At 69.1% G+C, this 16,567-nt stretch carries 16 protein-coding genes; 4 read left to right on the top strand and 12 right to left on the bottom strand.

Going from position 1 to position 16,567, the window contains the following annotated elements:
- Both ACO06P_RS10530 and ACO06P_RS10525 read right to left on the bottom strand, forming a co-directional pair.
- Positions 1-468, bottom strand: coding sequence for an SRPBCC family protein (locus ACO06P_RS10530; RefSeq protein ID WP_420345199.1), 468 nt, complete (start codon positions 466-468; stop codon positions 1-3).
- Positions 465-779 carry an ArsR/SmtB family transcription factor gene (locus tag ACO06P_RS10525; RefSeq protein ID WP_420345198.1) on the bottom strand — a complete coding sequence of 105 codons (315 nt, stop codon included), beginning with the start codon at positions 777-779 and terminating at the stop codon, positions 465-467. Before ACO06P_RS10525 ends, ACO06P_RS10530 begins: the two co-directional genes overlap by 4 nt.
- 79 nt (positions 780-858) lie before the next feature.
- Here ACO06P_RS10525 and ACO06P_RS10520 point away from each other — a divergent pair, with 79 nt between their 5' ends.
- Entirely contained in the window at positions 859-1,467 is a 609-nt protein-coding gene (locus ACO06P_RS10520) for a glutathione S-transferase family protein (RefSeq protein WP_420345197.1), read from the top strand.
- A 79-nt stretch (positions 1,468-1,546) separates the two neighbouring features.
- Here ACO06P_RS10520 and ACO06P_RS10515 read toward each other — a convergent pair whose 3' ends face one another.
- The 4 genes from ACO06P_RS10515 to ACO06P_RS10500 form a co-directional block, all read right to left on the bottom strand.
- A complete protein-coding gene (locus ACO06P_RS10515; protein ID WP_420345196.1) occupies positions 1,547-2,305 on the bottom strand; it encodes a hypothetical protein in 759 nt (252 codons plus the stop codon).
- A gap of 29 nt (positions 2,306-2,334) precedes the next feature.
- A complete protein-coding gene (locus ACO06P_RS10510) occupies positions 2,335-3,822 on the bottom strand; it encodes a cytochrome-c peroxidase (protein WP_420345195.1) in 1,488 nt (495 codons plus the stop codon).
- Between the two features lie 126 nt (positions 3,823-3,948).
- A complete protein-coding gene (locus tag ACO06P_RS10505; protein ID WP_420345194.1) occupies positions 3,949-4,584 on the bottom strand; it encodes a GNAT family N-acetyltransferase in 636 nt (211 codons plus the stop codon).
- Between the two features lie 30 nt (positions 4,585-4,614).
- Positions 4,615-5,955, bottom strand: a complete 1,341-nt coding sequence (locus ACO06P_RS10500; protein ID WP_420345193.1) for a tetratricopeptide repeat protein — start codon at positions 5,953-5,955, stop codon at positions 4,615-4,617.
- Positions 5,956-6,186: 231 nt separating this feature from the next.
- Here ACO06P_RS10500 and ACO06P_RS10495 point away from each other — a divergent pair, with 231 nt between their 5' ends.
- A complete protein-coding gene (locus tag ACO06P_RS10495; protein ID WP_420345192.1) occupies positions 6,187-8,091 on the top strand; it encodes a tetratricopeptide repeat protein in 1,905 nt (634 codons plus the stop codon).
- A gap of 13 nt (positions 8,092-8,104) precedes the next feature.
- Here the strand turns inward: ACO06P_RS10495 and ACO06P_RS10490 are convergent, their stop codons facing one another.
- The 5 genes from ACO06P_RS10490 to ACO06P_RS10470 form a co-directional block, all read right to left on the bottom strand.
- Positions 8,105-9,142, bottom strand: coding sequence for a site-specific DNA-methyltransferase (locus tag ACO06P_RS10490; protein ID WP_420349620.1), 1,038 nt, complete (start codon positions 9,140-9,142; stop codon positions 8,105-8,107).
- A gap of 155 nt (positions 9,143-9,297) precedes the next feature.
- Complete coding sequence (locus tag ACO06P_RS10485) at positions 9,298-9,957, bottom strand: ribonuclease HII (protein ID WP_420345191.1); 660 nt, start codon at positions 9,955-9,957, stop codon at positions 9,298-9,300.
- Between the two features lie 54 nt (positions 9,958-10,011).
- Entirely contained in the window at positions 10,012-11,448 is a 1,437-nt protein-coding gene (locus tag ACO06P_RS10480; protein WP_420345190.1) for a cation:proton antiporter, read from the bottom strand.
- Positions 11,449-11,638: 190 nt separating this feature from the next.
- A complete protein-coding gene (locus ACO06P_RS10475) occupies positions 11,639-12,781 on the bottom strand; it encodes a PA0069 family radical SAM protein (protein ID WP_420345189.1) in 1,143 nt (380 codons plus the stop codon).
- A gap of 42 nt (positions 12,782-12,823) precedes the next feature.
- Positions 12,824-13,993 (bottom strand): phosphotransferase family protein, encoded by a 1,170-nt coding sequence (locus ACO06P_RS10470; RefSeq protein WP_420345188.1) that lies wholly within the window; start codon positions 13,991-13,993, stop codon positions 12,824-12,826.
- Between the two features lie 118 nt (positions 13,994-14,111).
- Between ACO06P_RS10470 and ACO06P_RS10465 the strand changes: the two genes are divergently transcribed.
- The gene (locus tag ACO06P_RS10465) at positions 14,112-14,816 is read left to right on the top strand and encodes a TIGR04283 family arsenosugar biosynthesis glycosyltransferase (RefSeq protein WP_420345187.1); all 705 of its coding nucleotides are present in this window, start codon (positions 14,112-14,114) and stop codon (positions 14,814-14,816) included.
- Between the two features lie 13 nt (positions 14,817-14,829).
- The gene (locus ACO06P_RS10460) at positions 14,830-15,420 is read left to right on the top strand and encodes a TIGR04282 family arsenosugar biosynthesis glycosyltransferase (RefSeq protein WP_420345186.1); all 591 of its coding nucleotides are present in this window, start codon (positions 14,830-14,832) and stop codon (positions 15,418-15,420) included.
- Here ACO06P_RS10460 and ACO06P_RS10455 read toward each other — a convergent pair.
- Positions 15,417-16,511, bottom strand: coding sequence for an NADH:flavin oxidoreductase/NADH oxidase (locus ACO06P_RS10455; RefSeq protein ID WP_420345185.1), 1,095 nt, complete (start codon positions 16,509-16,511; stop codon positions 15,417-15,419). The two genes, ACO06P_RS10460 and ACO06P_RS10455, sit on opposite strands and share 4 nt — an antisense overlap.
- Between the last annotated feature and the right edge of the window lie 56 nt (positions 16,512-16,567).

The raw sequence follows: 16,567 nt of genomic DNA, 5'->3' as shown, positions 1-16,567 counted from the left end.
TCAGCCAAGCCGCGCCTTCAGCTTGTCGATGGCGCCGCCCCAGCCCCAGCTGACCAGTTCCGAATAGCTCGGGTTCAGTCCGTCCTGGGTGAGGACGATCTCCGACTGGTCGCCGTGGCTGATGAACTCGACGGTCACCGGCGTCGGGGCGATCTGCGGTTCCACCTCCGGCGGCAGGTCTTTCGTGCAATGCTCCGTGATCTCGAAGACCAGCCGGGTCGGCGGGGAGATCTCCCGGTACACCCCGGTGATGCGGCTGGCCTCCCCGTCCTCGGCGGTCATCTCGATTTCGAAGCGTCCGCCGGGATGCAGTTCCATCACCAGGACCTCGCTGCGAAAGCCTTCCGGCCCCCACCACTCGGCCAGCATCTCCGGGTCGGTCCAGGCGGCGAAGAGTTCTTCGACGCTGGCGTTGAAACGGTAACGCAGAACGACGCTGCGAAGATCTTCCGCAACTGCTTGGCTCATCGCTTCTTTCTCCTCTGTACCGCCTTGTCGAGGCGTTGCAGCTTGCCGGCCCACATGCGGCGGTAGCGCTCCATCCAGTGATCGATCTCCGCGAGCGTTTCCGCGCGCAGGGCGCAGAGCCGGCGCTGGCCGTCCCGCCGCCTTTCGATCAGAGCGGCCTGCTCCAGCACGTTCAGGTGCCGCGAGACGGCGGACTGGGTAATGGGGAAGTGGTCGACCAGCTCGCCCACCGAGTGTTCCCGATCGGCCAGCAGGTCCAGGATCGTGCGCCGTGTCGGGTCGGACAGGGCCGCGAAGGTTGCATCCAACATACATCACCTATTGATCATATGTTGATTAAAAGATATCAAAGAGCGAGTTGGTTGTAAAGAGACCAGAGGAGACCTGACCGTGAAACTCTACAATGCTGCGGCGGCGAGCCCGCGCCGGGTGCGCATCTTTCTGGCGGAGAAGGGTATGGACCTGCCGCGCGTCGATCTGAGTCTCGATGCCGAGGGCACCCGCGGCGAAGCGCTCCGGAAGAAGAACAGCCTGGGCGAGGTTCCGGTCCTGGAACTCGACGACGGCACGATCATCTGCGAGTCTCAGGCGATCTGCCGTTACCTTGAATCCTTGCAGCCCGAACCGAACCTCTTCGGGGAGGGTGCGGTCGAGCAGGCCCTGGTCTACATGTGGGACCGCCGCATGGAGCTGGAGATTCTGACTCCCCTCAGCCTGATCGCGCGCCACAGCTTCGATTTCTTCAAGGACAAGCTGACCCAGGTGCCGGCCATTGTCGAGGCGCAGCGCCGTGACCTGCCGGCCAAGCTGGCCTGGCTGGACAGCGCACTGGCCGACGGCCGACCCTTTGTTACCGGAGAGCGCTTCACCGTCGCCGACATCACCGGCATGACGGCGCTGTTCCTGTCCGACTTCGTGAAGGTGCCGATTCCGGAGGGCCTGGATCATCTCAGACGGTGGAACGACGCCCTGCGCGCCCGGCCCAGTTGGAGCGCCTAGACCGGCGGGCGAGAAAGGAACGAGGGCCCGGCGTTGTAACTGCCAGGCCCTCGCAAGAAGCGCAGCTGCTTGCTCTCGATCAGAGACCCGTGCGCTTGGGCAGCGGGACGTAGAGGTGGACGTGGGTCCGGGTGGAGAACTCACCCGGTTCATGACCGTAGGTCCGCCCGTCGCTGTGCCAGGCGATGGCCAGTTCCGCGATCAGCTGCTCGCCGCTCAACTGCAGGCAGGGGGTGATCGCCTTCTTGAAACGGGCGTCGCCCGAGGCATCGGCGACGAAAACGTTCTCCGATCCGTCGCGCGCGCCGAAGGGCAGATCATAGGTACCGATGAAGGGTTCGGTCGGCGGCCAGACGAAGAAGTCGTGCCACATGGTGTAGACGCCGTTGGGCACCAGGCTCTCGAAGGAGACGTCGAGCAGGCCCTTGCCGTTCTCGCAGGTATAGGTGCCCTGGCCCTTGGCGGCGAACCACTGGCCGAGGGTAATGCCCAGCGGTTTGCCCTTGGGCCAGGGGCCGATGTTGTCGGTCTGCAGTGGCGTGTGGTCGACCGGCACGGCGGGGGCGTAGAGCGGCGCATCCATGTTGCGGGTGGCGCCGTTGGGCCGCCAGACCTCGCCGCTGCCGGGCACCTTCTCGTAGAACACGTCCTGCTCGGCCAGTTCTTCGTCGATGTGGAAGATGAAGGTGAGCGACATGTACTCCTTCACATCGAAAACGGTGTCCTTGGCGGCGACCTGCTGGGCTGTCTGCGGGGCCGGGCTGCCGGACTCCGCCGTGGCCGCGACGGGCAGCAGGGCGGCTGTTGCGGCGAGGGACCAAAGGAAACGGCTTGTCATTCTCTCTCTCCAGTCAAAATGGCTTTGGATCAAAGCGTGGAGCGGCGACTGGGCTGCGGGGTGAGCCCGCTGGGCAGGGACTCCGGAATGAGGTGGGAGAGGTCGGCGGCGGCGGGATCGGTGAGCGCCTCCAGAAAGGCGACCAGCGCGGCGACTTCGGCATCGCTCAAGGCCAGCGGCGTCAGTTCGTTGGCCGCGGCGATCCGCCCGCGCAGCTTGTCGGAGCGCTGGACCCAGACATCGCGCAGCAGATAGTCCGCCCGCCGGGCCGGATTCAGGGGGCGGAAGATCAGTTGTGATCCGCGCCCGGTCTGCTCGATCACCTCGCCCAGCGGCGGCAGGGCCGCCGCGTCGGCTGCATAGGCGGCCAGTGCGGCCTCGGGATCGAGGTGGTGGCGGATCACGGCCTCCAGGCTGTCATAGGCGCCGGCATGGCCCCAGGGGCCGGTCAGCGCGACGTTGCGCAGCGAGGGCGTGCGGAAACGGAAGAGGTCGGCGCGCTCGAAGGTTACGCGGTAGCGCCCCTCGTCCTCCAGCCTGTCGGCGAAACCCGAGGCGCGCCAATAGGCCGTGTCGCTGCCATGGCCCTTGCCCGGGCCGATCTGCGGCATGGCGATGGCGTGGAAACCCTGGTCGGTCAGCAGCGGGCCTGCGTGGCAGGCCACGCAGTGCGCCTTGCCGTAGAACAGGGTCATGCCGGCCTGCGCCGCCGGGCTCAGGTGGTCCGCCCTGCCGCTCTCCAGCACGCGGTCGAAGGGGCTGTTCTGGGAGCGGAAGGCGCTGGCCTGAAAGGCGGCGAGCGCGCGGGCGGCCTGGACGAAGGTGATGTCCTCGGCCCCGCGCACCTCTACGAAGGCGGCGGTGAAGTGCGCCACGTAGCCGGGTATCTCGCGCAGGCGCCGGGCGAGCAGGTCCCAGGCGCCGCCGGGCCCCGCGAGGCGGTCTTCGGCCACCGCCGTCGCCACCGGGTTCTCGCCTTTGTGTCCGGCCATCTCGATGGCGGAAGTGACCGGGAACATGGCCTGGGCGGCCAGCAGGCTGTCGAGGCCGGCGGGCAGCTGCTCGCGCGCCGGGCTCCAGAAGCCGCTTTCGAAGGTGCCTGCCGGGTCGGGCTCCAGCCGCCCGTCGTGGAACATCGCACCATACTCCCGGGCGCCGATGTTATAGAGCGGTTGGGCGTTGCGCGGCACCCGTCCGGTCACGCCCTCCCGGTTGCGCCGCGCCGTGCCGCGGCCCTGGGCGCCTTCGCCAAGAGAAAGGGCCACCGCGTCCCCCGTGCCGTGGGCTGGGTCGTGGCAGCTGGCGCAGGAGATGTTGCGGTTGCCGCTGAGGATCGGGTCGAAGAACAGCAGGCGGCCGAGTTCCACCTGTGCCGGCGCGGGCTTTCCGTCAAATAGGAAGTCGCTGTCTTGGAGCGGTTCGGGCAGGCTGCCGGAGCTGGCCGGTGCGCTTGTCAGGAGAAGGAAAACACAGGCGAGAGCCTCGGCGAAGCGGCGAACTTCGGCGCGACAGGTCATGGTCGGTCTTTCTCACGAGGTTGTGCCGCCATCTACGGCATCGGGCGGCCGGGGGTTTCACACTGCGGCGGTTGTTTGCGGCGATGACTTGCGGCGATGGTCGATGAAGCGCAGCCTTCTGAAGACTCAGCAGTTGCGCACCAGAAGCAGCGCGTCTCCGTCGGCGTAGTGCAGGCTGGGATGGGGCACCAGAGGCCGCCGCGCGATCTCGCGGTAGCCGCGGCGGCGGTAAAACGCCAGGGCCCCCGTGTTGCGTTCGAAACAGATCAGCGAGACGCGCGGCAGACTCTTGGCGCGGGCCAGTTCCTCCACGCAGTCCATCAGCTCCGCGCCGATGCCCGCGCTCCGGTAGCCCTCCTCGACCGCCAGGCCGGAGAGGTAGAGCGAGCCCGGGTCTTCCAGCTCCGCGTAAGGGCGCAGCACGGGGTCTTCTTCCCCGACGGGTCCGGGATCGGCGTCCATGGGAAAGGCATGGGCCATGCCGACGACGATCCCGCCGGCCAGGGCGAGCAGGCAGTTCTCGTAGGAAAATGCCGTGCCGCTGCGCGCGTAGCGGGCAGCCCCGATCTCCTCCAAGTCCACTTCCTCCGGATTGAGGTCCGGCACGTCGATCCGGCTCCAGATGTAGGTGGCCAGACCGTCGGAGGAGATGAGGAAGAGGCGCGCGATCGCACGCGCCTCCTCCGCCTTCGCCCAGCGGATGTCGAGATCGGCGCGGGAGGGTTGCGGCAACGCTCCCTTGGCGGTGTCGCCGGATTGCATGGTTTGCTCCCGTCAGAGGCCGGCCGCGGCCTAGGCGGCCTGCTCGCCGCCGGAACCGCCGGCCCGGGCGCGCTCCAGGAAGCCGCGGTTGACCGGGCTGTGGGGCTTCAAGGCCAGCCGTTCGTTGGCCAGCGCCGTCGCGACGTCCCGGAAGTCACCACGCAGGGCTGCCTCGGTCAGGGTCCAGTCGATCACGTCGCGCTGCGCGTGGCTGCCCCCGAAACGGTTGGCGATGTAGCGCGCGCCGTGCAGGCGCTCGACGGCGGTCTCGTAGTCGCCGCGCCGGAAGGCCGTGAAGCCCTCCACCAGCGCAAGCCCCGTGGTCCTGGCCCAGCCGCTGGTTTCTGCTGCCGGGTCGGCCGCGTTGCGCAAAGCATCCGTGATCCGGCTCACGTCGGTTTCGCGGCCGGCGCCCAGATAGGCCATGACCGCATGCCAGTCGTTGAAGGCATAGAGCCGCCCGTCGGCATGCTGGTCCCAGGCGGTGGCGACCTCGTTCCAGCGTTCGCCCACGTCGTGGCCGGCCAACTGCAGCCGCCACAGCAGCGCCGAGGCATCCACCAGATCGAGCGCGACGGCGCTGCGCTCCTCACGGATCGGGCCGTCGTAGAGGGCGAAGACCTGGTCGACCTGGCCGAGGTCGAGGTGGTAGAGCGCGCGGTGCCACCAGTTGTGAACCTTGAAGAAATTGTCGTCGCCCGACCAGTGGGGCTCGCGGGCGATCATCCAGCCGATGCCGTCCTCGGCCCGGCCCTGCATCTCCATCACATGGGCGACGGCATGATGGGCCCAGCAGTCGAGCGGCTGCAGTTCGACGGCCTTGCGGCCCATCTCTTCGGCGCGGGCATAATCACCGCTTTCCTCGAGCCCGAAAGCATACATCCCCAGCACGATGGAATAGCCGGGCACCTCCGGCGACCACTGGGGCAGGGTGCGGGCGATACGGTCGCGCATGTCGCGCGCGTTGGCGCGGTAGAAGTCCATAAGATGGCCCGACTGCAGGGCCACGAGGTCGCGGGGGTAGCGCAGGAGGTGATGGTCCAGGGCGACAGCCGCCGCCGTCCAGTTGCCCTGCAGCAGCAGATCCAGGGCGTCGAGGTGGGAGGCTTCGCGCTCGTTCAGGGAGCGTTTCTTGACCTCGGCCACGATGTCGCGCGCCTCTGCCGTGGCTTCCGGCTCGGTCGCGAGACCGTAGAGGTGCGCCTTCAGGATGCGCGCCATGGCGAAGTCCGGCGCCTGCGCGATGGCTTCGTCGACAAGGGCGATGGGATCGCCGCGGTAGATGTTGAAGGCCTCGACGGCCTGCTCATAGAGCGTGAGGGCCGCCGGCGTGGCGCCGGAAAGCGTGTTTCCCTGGCGGTCGCTGGACATGCGTGATCTCCTTTTTCGGCTGACGCCAAACTCATAAAACAATACGCGCGCCGGGGGTGGCGCGGTGTCGATTATTTTTCAGCGGCGGCAGGGACCTTGCGGCGGAGAGCCCCCTATACCCGGTAGGGCGTGAGGGGCCGCCTCACGATGTGAGGGCGGGCGCATTTTCCTGAAGCCCGGCTTGCGCTATGCTCGTAGATAAGGCCGCTGATCAGACGAAAAGACCGAGACATGACCGGCCCAATGCCCGGCGCCACGACCGGCCCCAACTCAGGCCAGAATCCAAGCCAACCCCCTGTCCTGGCTGTGCTTCCCTTTCAGGTTGCGGGCACCGACCCCGCGGCCGACCCGCTGGCGCAGGGCCTGCTGGAAGACATCTGCGGCGAACTCACGCGCTTCCGCAGCCTGCAGGTCATCTCCTGGATGTCGGGCTTGGCCGTGGCCGGCCTCTCCGACCGGGAGGCCGGGGCGCGCCTGGGGGCCAGCCGCCTGCTGCGCGGCAGCCTGCGGCGCGCCGGCGGGCGGCTGCGGGTGACCGCGGCTCTGGTGGACTGCGGTGGCGGCCGCCAGCTCTGGAGCGAGCAGTACGACTTCTCGGCCGGCGATGTCTTCGCCATTCAGGACGAGGTCGTGGCCCGCATCGCCGCCACGCTGTCCACGCGGCTGGAGGAGACGGCGCGCGACGATCTGCGGCGCAAGCCGACGGACTCCCTGGCCGCCTACGAGCTCACCCTGCGGGGCCTCGCCCTGCTGCGGCAGGGCAGCCCCAGCGCGGACGAAGAAGCCCGCGGCCTTTTCGAGCGCGCCATCGATCTGGACCCGCACTACGCCCGCGCCCATGCGGGCATTTCGCTCTCCTGGTTCAACGAGTGGAGCTGCCATTTCTGGGAGCGCTTCGAGGAGAACGGCCAGCGTGCCTACACCCATGCCCACCGCGCCCTGGAGATCGACGACCGCGACGCGCTTTTGCACGTCGTCATCGGCAAGGTCCTGAACTACCGGCGGGAGTTCGACCGCGCCGCCTGGTACTTCGACCGCGCCCTTGCACTCTGCCCGAACGACGCCGACATGCTGATCGAGATGTCGATCGGCGAGGCCTTCCTGGGCCGGCCCGAGCTTGGCGCCGATCATGCGGAGCGGGCCCTGCGCCTCAATCCCTGTCATCCGAACCATTACTTCGCCTACGCCGCCATTGCCCATGCTGCTGCCGGCAACCACGAGCGGGCCGCCGCCCTGGCTGCGGCCATCGACGGCTTTCCCATCGTCGATGTGCCTGCCTTTGTGGCCATCGCCTATGCCAATCTCGGCCGAATGGAAGAGGGACGGGCGATGCTGGCGGTCTACGAGCGGGAGTACCGCGACTGGATCAACGGCGGGCGCGAACCCCTGCCGGGCGAGGCCTGCCGTTGGCTGCTGACGGTCAATCCCTACCGCCGCGCCGAGGACCGCGCGGTTCTGGCCGAGGGTTTTCGCCTGCTGGACGATGCCTGTGGGAAAGCGTCCGAGGCTGCGGCCTCCGATGCCGTCTTGGCGAGCCATCCCGAACCGACGGAAGCGGCGGCGCTGGTGCCGGAAGCGGGGCAATGGCGTTTGGCGTTTGGCGGACAGACGGTGCGGCTGCCCGACCTCAAGGGGCTGCACGACATCCGCCGCCTGCTGGAGCGTCCGGGGACCGAGGTGCACTGCCTCGATCTGGCCGAACGCGGGGACGAGCACTTCGCCGGCGATGCGGCGCTCGACGAGCCGGCCCGCCGGGCGCTCAAGGCGCGCATCCGCGACCTGCAGGAAGACCTGGCCGAGGCGGAGGACCGCAACGACCCGCTGCAGGCCGAACGGCTGCGCGGCGACATCGACGAACTGGTCGATACCCTGGCCAAGGCCCTGGGCCTGGGCGGGCGCAGCCGCCGCCTCGGCAGCCTGGCCGAACGGGCGCGCACCACCGTCACCTGGCGCATCCGCCACGCCCTGCGCAAGGTCGAGGCCGCCCACCCGGCCCTCGGCCGCCACCTCGCCAACAGCCTGCGCACCGGCACCTTCTGCGCCTACCGCCCGGAACGGGCGATCGCCTGGCAGCTCTCAGACAGTCGGGAAGCTGGGGAAACGCGGCCGCCCGCCCGCTTAGGCGCCGCGACCTAGAGCGGACCGAGGTTCAGTTCAGCGTCTTGCCGAGATTGGCGCGCAGTTTCTGGCGCAGCACGTCGATGGAGACGGGCTTGCCCTCCGCTTTCACATGCCAGAACGACCAGCCGTTGCAGGAGGGGGCGCCCTGCAGGTGGGCGCCGACCTGGTGGATCGAGCCTTTGAAGTCGCTGGTGATGAGGGTGCCGTCGGCGCGGACCTTGGCGCGCCAGCGCTTGTCGGGCCCGTGCAGCACGGTGCCCGGCTCCAGCAGACCGTGTTCGATCAGCCAGCCGAAGGGGATGCGCGGCTCCTGGCGTTTGGCCGGCGTCTCCACCAGCTCCAGGTCCTTCACCGGCTGCACCTGGGCGATGCGCTGCTCGGCCAGCTTCACATAGCCCGGATCGCGTTCCAGCCCGATGAAGCGGCGGCCCAGCTTCTTGGCGACGGCGCCGGTGGTGCCGCTGCCGAAGAAGGGATCGAGGACCACCTCGCCCGGCTTGGTGGCGGCCATGATGACGCGGTGGAGCAGGGCTTCGGGCTTCTGGGTCGGGTGCCCCTTCTCGCCCTGGTCGTTCTTCAGCCGCTCGCCGCCGCTGCAGATCGGGATCAGCCAGTCGCTGCGCATCTGCAGGTCGTCGTTCAGCCGCTTCATGGCGTCGTAGTTGAAGGTGTAGCGTGTGTCCTTGTCCTTGGCCGCCCAGATCAGGGTCTCGTGCGCGTTGGTGAAGCGCCGGCCGCGGAAGTTCGGCATGGGGTTGGACTTGCGCCAGACCACGTCGTTGAGGATCCAGTAGTCCAGGTCCTGCAGCGCCGTGCCGACGCGGAAGATGTTGTGGTAGCTGCCGATCACCCAGAGGGTGCCGCTGTCCTTCAGCACGCGGCGCGCGGCGCGCAGCCAGCGGCGGGTGAAGTCGTCGTAGGCGGCGAAGCTGTCGAACTGGTCCCAGGCGTCGTCCACAGCGTCGACGCGCGTATTGTTGGGCCGGTAGAGCTCGCCGTCGAGCTGGAGGTTATAGGGCGGGTCGGCGAAAACCATGTCCACCGAGGCTTCGGCCATCTCCTCCATCAACGCGATGCAGTCGCCCTGCTTGACGACATCTTTCTGCACGCCGGTCGGTCCCCCCTCTCTTGCGCGAAAGCGGGCATCCTGAGTCACCCGGCGACTCGCGTCAAGAGTCTTTGGGACTCAAGATGTTAGGGCTGATTGTTAAGAAACCCCGGTTATTTCGATTGTCGGACGATTGCCTCGCGGATCGGGCGAAAGGAGCGGCGATGCTGCGGTGTGACGCCCAGGCTGGCGATGCCCTGGCGGTGCTCGGCGGTGCCGTAGCCCTGGTTGCGCTCCCAGCCGTAGCCGGGGTGGGCGCGGGCGAGGGCGGCCATGGTGCGGTCGCGGCTGACCTTGGCGACGATCGAGGCCGCGGCGATGGAGAGCGAGCGGGAATCGCCCTTCACCACGGTGCGCAGGGGGCAGGGCAGGTCGGGCTTCTGGTTGCCGTCGACCAGGGCGGCATCGGCCCTCAGCGGCAGCGCCGCCGCCGCGCGCCGCATGGCCAGCAGCGAGGCCCGGAGGATGTTCAGGCAGTCGATCTCCTCGACGCTGGCCTCGCCGGTTGCGACGGCGCCGACATCCGGCGGCAGCGCCAGCAGCGCATCGAAGAGGGTTTCGCGCGCCCGCGCCGTCAGCTTCTTGGAATCGTCCAGGCCCTCTTGCAGGCCTGCGGGCAGGGCATCGCGGCGCAGCCAGACCGCGGCGGCCACCACCGGCCCGGCCCAGGGGCCGCGGCCGGCCTCGTCCAGGCCGATCACCCGCGGGCCGTGGCCGGGATCATCCGGGCGCAGTTCTTCGCTGATCTGGTGTTCGAGGGAGAAGTCCGGCACGGGAGGCAGGGGGTCCGGCAGGGTTGAGACGATGGCCGTCGCCCCGGTTTACGGTCAGTCCGCTTCCGCCGCGCCGGGATTGAGGGGCGGTGCGGGGCTGCGCCGGGGCGGGGCCGACACCGCGCTATCATGGTCGCTGCCGGCATCCGGCGCCAGGGGCTTTTGATCGCGCCGGGAGGCCTCGGCCGTCTCCGGCAGCAGCGGCTTGGCGGCGAGCCGCAGCCAGTCGCCGATGCGCCCGCCGATCCGGCCGCCGGAACGGCCGAGGGCCATCGCCTCCGGCCCCAGGGTGAGGCGCAGGGTCTCGCGGCCGGAGGTGATGCCGAGCAGGGCGATGCGGTGCAGCCGCCGCGCCGCCTCCAGCCAGATGGGGCTGCCGATCAGCGACAGCACGGTGACCGCCACCAGCAGGCGGTGTTCTTCCGGCGAGATCACGCCGGCGGTCAGGCCGAGGGCGGCGAGGATGAAGGAGAACTCGCCGAGCTGGGCAAGCATCACGCCGGAGAGAAAGGCGCGCGGCCAGGTCTCCCCCATGGCGCGGATGACGACGATGTTGAGGGCCGTCTTCAGGATCGCCACGAAGGTGACGATGAGGACCACGGTGCCGAGGTTCTCCCAGATGTAACCGAGATCCATCAGCAGACCGATGGTGAGGAAGAAGACCATCAGCAGGACGCTCTGGATCGGCGCAGTGTAGTGCATCATCACCCGCCGGCTGGTGGAGTTGCCGATCACCAGTCCGGCCAGGAAAGCGCCGTAGGAGGCGGAGAGTTCCATCAGGCCGGCCAGCGCCGCGGCGCCGAAGCAGAAGGCGAGACCCGCCAGCGGTGTCAGGTCGACATTGCGGCCGACGCTCTTGGCAAAGGGCAGGCGCAGGCGCCGGCCGCGACCCAGGTAGACCAGCAGGATTGCCAGGAAGGCGATGGAGAGAACGAGCTTGATCAGCGTCCCGGCGCCGATCGACGCGTTGCCGCCGGTAAAGGTGCTGACCACCAGCATCATCGGGATCACCGCCAGGTCCTGGGCGATCAGGATGCCGATGGTGACGTTGCCGACACGGGTGCCTTTCTCGCCGATCTCCTCCAGCATCTTGATGGCGATGGCGGTGGAGGAGAGGGCGACGACGAAGCCCAGCACCACCGTCAGGCCGATGGGCCAGTCGAGGTAGAAGCCGAGCAGCGACATGGCGAGGACGCCGACGGCGATCTGGAAGAGCGTGGTCATCAGCGCGATGCGCCAGACCGCCTTCAGGCTGCGCAGCTGCAGCTCCATGCCGATGAAGAACAGCAGCATGAGCACGCCCAGTTCGGCGAGCAGCTGAACCTGGTCGCGATTTTCCACGAGGCCCAGGCCGGAAGGGCCGAGGGCGGCGCCGGCCAGGATGTAGCCCAGCAGGATCGGCTGCCGGAAGGAACGGACGACCAGCCCGCAGCACAGCGCGGCGACCACCACGATCGCCAGCTCGGTGATGCTGCTGGTATGACCCTCCATGACCGGTCTCTGATCTCGCCAATTCGCCGCCTTGGGCCGCCGCAGGCCGCCTCCTTCCTGTTTAGCAGGGCGCTGCTTTCAAAAGGGTGAAGGCGGGCCGCGGCGTTCGCCTTGGCGTCCTGGACCGGCAGGCAGGGTTCCGCGGCGGCGAGATGCCGGGTCTTTGCGCTAAAAGCTAAAGGGCCAAAAGCTAAAGGAACGAGAGCTGACGCTTGTCGGCCTTGGGCTTGGCGGGGGGCGGCTCGAACTGGCTGCAGTCCAGGTCGCCGAGGCCCCTGTGCCTGAAGCCCCCGCGATTGAGGCCCAGGCGGCGCTCGGCCCGGCTGAAACGCTGGGCCAGCAGGTCGGCATAAACTCCGCTGCCGCGCTGGCGCAGGCCGAATTCCGGCTGATAGAGGGCGCCGTCGCGGGTCTCCCGCACCAGCTTCAAGACCTTGGATTTGCGGTCCGGGAAGTGCGCCTCCAGCCACTCGGCAAAGAGGTCCTTGATCTCCAGGGGCAGGCGCAGCAGCACATAGCCCGCCGTGGTGGCGCCGGCCCGCGCGGCTGCTTCGAGCAGCGCTTCCAGTTCGTGGTCGTTGATGGCCGGGATCATCGGCGCGGTCAGCACGCCGGCCGGCACGCCGGCGGCGTTGAGGGTGCGCAGCGCCTGCAGGCGCCGCTCCGGCGTCGGCGCGCGCGGCTCCATCACCCGGCTCAGCTTGCGGTCCAGGGTGGTGACCGAGATCATCACCCGCACCAGCCGCGCCTGCGCCATCGGCGCCAGTATGTCGAGATCGCGCAGGATCAGGTTGGACTTGGTGACGATGGTGAAGGGGTGGCGGGTGTCGCGCAGCACCTCCAGGATCTGGCGGGTGATCTTCAGGCGCTTCTCGATGGGCTGGTAGGGATCGGTGTTGGTGCCCAGCCCTATGGGTTCGGGCTTGTAGTTCTTGCGCGCCAGCTCCGCCCGCAGGAGGCTCGCCGCCTCCGGCTTGGCCAGCAGCTTGGTCTCGAAATCGAGCCCGGGCGAATAGCCCAGCCAGGCATGGCTCGGGCGCGCAAAGCAGTAGATGCAGCCGTGCTCGCAGCCCCGGTAGGGGTTGATGGAGCGATCGAAGGGCACGTCGGGCGAGGTGTTGCGGGCGATGATCGTGCGCGTCGCATCCCAGGTCACCTCGGTCGGGCGCGGCGGCGGATCGGCCCCGAAACCGGGCTCGCCGAAGCCGCTGCTGCCGGGGTCCTGACCCCAGCCGTCGTCGATGGCGACGCGGGTGAAGGGCTCGTAGCGCCCGCTGGCATTGCTGACGGCGCCACGGCCCTTGCGTGGTTTATCGGGGATCAGATCAACCATGTGCAAAGGGTAGCGCTGTGATGAGAACAAAGCAAGAACAAACTAGTGTTCCGACAGCACCTCCGTCAGGACGCCGGGGGTCTGCCACTCGCCCCGCATCCGCGCCAGAATCTGCGGCGAAAGGTAGAGCGCGACGCGCCCGGCGACATGGGCGATGAGCGCGGGATCGCTGTTTTCGGCGGACCAATCCTCGGTGCTTTCCGCTTCCGCCTTGTCGGCGGTACGGGCCCGGGCGTGCAGCACCTGCCACTTGGCGCACCAGGTAATGGCGCGCAGAAAGAGGAGCCGGCGCAGCGGCAGCAGCCAGGGGCGCAGCCGCTCCGCCCAGGCGGCACCGCAGAGCTCGCCGGCGACCGCCAGATAGCGGGCATAGAAGGCGGCGACGTCGCCGATCTCCAGCTCCGCCGAGGTCGCGACGTCCCAGGTGGTCGAGGAATAGACGCTGGCGTGGGCGAGATCGATGCCCGGCGCGCCGTAGAGCGCCTTTTCCAGGTCGACGATGATGGCCTTGCCGTCCCGGTCGATCAGGAAGTTGCCGGGGTGGGTGTCGGTCAGCACCAGCGCGCGAGGCTGCGGCACGCCGGACTCCGCCACCCGCGCCGCATAGCCGTGCGCCCAGTTCAGTTCCTCCGCGATGGCCCGGGCGCTCTCAGGGGTGAGACCCGCCTCCGGCAGGAAGGCGGCCTGGGCTTCGATCTCGGCCAGGGCGCCGGAGACCGCGTCGCGGTGGTCGGCCAGCGGCGCCCGGGCGCCCTCCGGCGGCAGCGGCAGGCTGTGCACCCGGGCCATGGCTTCGGCCAGGGCCGGCAGATCATCCGGCAGGCGCGGCGGGCGACCGTCGATATGCTCCACCGCCAGCGCCCCCATGGGCAGGCCCTCCTGAGGGGCCAGCACGCCGAACAGCCGGGGTCCGCGGGCGCTGGCCGCGACCCGTTCGAAGCAGGCGGCCTGATAGTCCAGATTGTCCGCGGCGTTGAAGGCGAACTGGCTTTGCCGCGGCACCCGCAGCAGGACGGCCCGGCCCTTGAGGCGCAGGCCCGCGACCGTCACGTGGTCGTGTGCCAGGCCGGTGGTCGGCATCACTGCGAGCTGTTCCCGTGCGACGCCGGCAAAGGCCGGCAGCGCCGTCAGGCCGCACAGGATAGCATCGAGATCGGGTCCGTCAGGCAGCGCCGGCTCCGGGTTCGGGAAAGACGCCGCGACGGCTAGCACGGGCGGTGCCGCGCCGCCAAGCCTGCGGCGGCTTCGATCACGAAAACTTGGTCCGTTCCGGGTCTTTCCCCTGTGGCCGCTGTGTTCGGCGTCCGGGGCGCCGTGCTAAGTCTTGGCCATGCGCCGCCCGCTACTCTCCGTGGTCATCCCGACGCTCGACACTGCCGCTGGGCTGGGACCTTGCCTTGCTGCGCTGGCGGAAGCGCGCAATGCGGGTCTGCCGGTGGAGGTCGTTATCGCCGCCGCGGGCGACGCCACGGCCAGCCGGGTTCTTGCCGCGCGAGCGGATGCCAGTGTCATCGAGACGCCGCGTGGCCGCGGCTCCCAACTCCGCGCCGGGGCCGAGGCAGCAGTGGGCGACTGGCTGCTCTTCCTGCACGCCGACACGGTGTTGCAGCCCGGCTGGACGGCCGAGGCTGCCGCCTTCATGGCCGCCGAAAACGCGGGGGAGCGGGCCGCCTGCTTCCGCTTCGCCCTGGACGACACCGCCCCGCAGGCGCGGCGCATCGAGCGTTTGGCCAACTGGCGCAGCCGGCGTCTCGCCTTGCCCTACGGCGACCAGGGCCTGCTGATCGCCCGCGCGCTTTACGACCGGCTCGGCGGTTTTCGCCCGCTGCCGCTGATGGAGGATGTGGATCTGGTGCGGCGGCTGGTCCGGCGGCAGGGGCGCAGCGGCCTTGTGATGCTGCACTCCGCCGCCGTAACCTCCGCAGTGCGCTATCGCAGCGGCGGATGGCTGCTGCGGCCTTTGCGCAACCTCTCGATCCTCGCGCTCTACTTCGCTGGAACACCGCCGCGCGTGCTGGCGCGGCTCTACGGTTAGGGAAGCGGGCGGGGTGTTGCAGAACCATCTTGTCGTCATGGCCCGTGCGCCGCGCCTGGGCACGGTGAAGCGGCGTCTCGCGCGCGACCTCGGCGCCGCCGCCGCGCTGCGCTTCTACCGCAGCCACACCGGCGGCCTGCTGCGCCGCCTGTCGTCCGATCCGCGCTGGCGCCTCTGGCTCGCGGTGACGCCGGACAGTGCCGTGCGCGACGGCAGAGGGCTCTGGTCCTTCGACGGCACCCTGGTGGCCCAGGGCGGTGGCGATCTCGGCCGGCGCATGGCCCGGCTGTTCGAGGACCTGCCGCCCGGCCCGCTGGTGCTGGTGGGCAGCGACATCCCCGGCATCCGCCGGGACCACATCGCCACCGCCTTTCGTGCCCTGGGGGCCAACGACTGGGTCTTCGGCCCGGCGGCGGACGGCGGCTACTGGCTGGTCGGCGCCCGCCGCCGGCCGCGCATCGTGACGCCCTTCGGGGGCGTGCGCTGGTCCAACGCCGCAACCCTGAACGATACGCTGGCCAATCTCACGGGCTGCGACGTCGCCTTCGTCGAGACGCTGCGCGACGTCGACACGGCATCGGATCTCGACGCCTTGATCCGCTAAGCGGCGCGGTAGCGGTCCAGCCAGTGGGCGTAAGGCGCCGGCAGGGTCCAGGCCGGCTTTTCGACGCCAAGGGCGCGGGCGGCGTCATAGGGCCAGTGCGGATTCTCCAGCAGCCTGCGGCCCAGCATCACGAGATCCACCTGGCCGTCGCGGATCAGGGCATCGGCCTGCTCCGGATCGCTGATGTACCAGCTTGTTGCGGTGGGGATATCCGCTTCGCGCCGCACCCGTTCGGCGATGGGCGCCATGAACGCGGGCCCCCAGGGGATCTTGGCGTCGGGCGTGTTGAAACCCAGGCTGACGTCGACCAGATCCAGGCCCAGCGCGGAGAGGCGCCGCACCAGTTCGATGGATTCCTCCAGGGTCTCTTCGCGGCCGTCGAACTCGATCACGCCGAGGCGCGCCGTCAGCGGCAGGTTTTCCGGCCAGACCTTGCGCACCGCGGCAAAGGTTTCGATGAGAAAGCGGCTGCGGTTCTCGAAACTGCCGCCGTAGTCGTCGTTGCGCCGGTTGGCGTGGGGCGAGAAGAAGGACTGGGCCAGGTAGCCGTGGGCGAAATGCAGTTCCAGCCACTCGAAGCCCGCCTGCTGCGCGCGCTCGGCGGTGGCGGCAAAGTCGCTCTGGACTTTCGCGATGTCGTCCTCGGTCATGGCCTGTGGCCTGCGCGGCAGATTGGCGCCATAGGGAATGGCGGAGGGGCCGAGCGGCGTCCAGGCGCGGGGGTCGTCGGCGGGCAGGTGGTCATCGCCCTCCCAGGGGCGGTTGGCGCTGGCCTTGCGGCCGGCATGGGCGATCTGGATGCCCGGCACCGCGCCGGCGGCCTTGATGGCGCGCACCGCCGGTGCGAAGGCCGCGGCCTGATCGTCGGTCCAAAGACCGGCACAGCCCGGGGTGATGCGGCCTTCCGGCGAAACCGCGGTGGCCTCGGCGATCACCAGCCCGGCGCCGCCGCGCGCCAGCCCGGCCAGATGGGCGTGATGCCATGCGTTGACCACGCCGTCCTCCGCCGAGTACTGGCACATGGGCGAGACGGCGATGCGGTTGCGCAGGGTTGTGTCCTTGAGAGTAAGAGGCGTGAACAGCGACGACATGGGGGACCCCTTGTTGCCTGCGCGCTTCAGGGAGCCGGGGCGCTGGCGCCGGCTTG

Source organism: Pelagibius sp. (genome assembly GCF_965227505.1).
Taxonomy (GTDB): Bacteria; Pseudomonadota; Alphaproteobacteria; order Kiloniellales; family Kiloniellaceae; genus Pelagibius.
The sequence above is the reverse complement of the archived record's forward strand: the minus strand, read 5'-3'. Positions and strand labels throughout refer to the sequence as shown.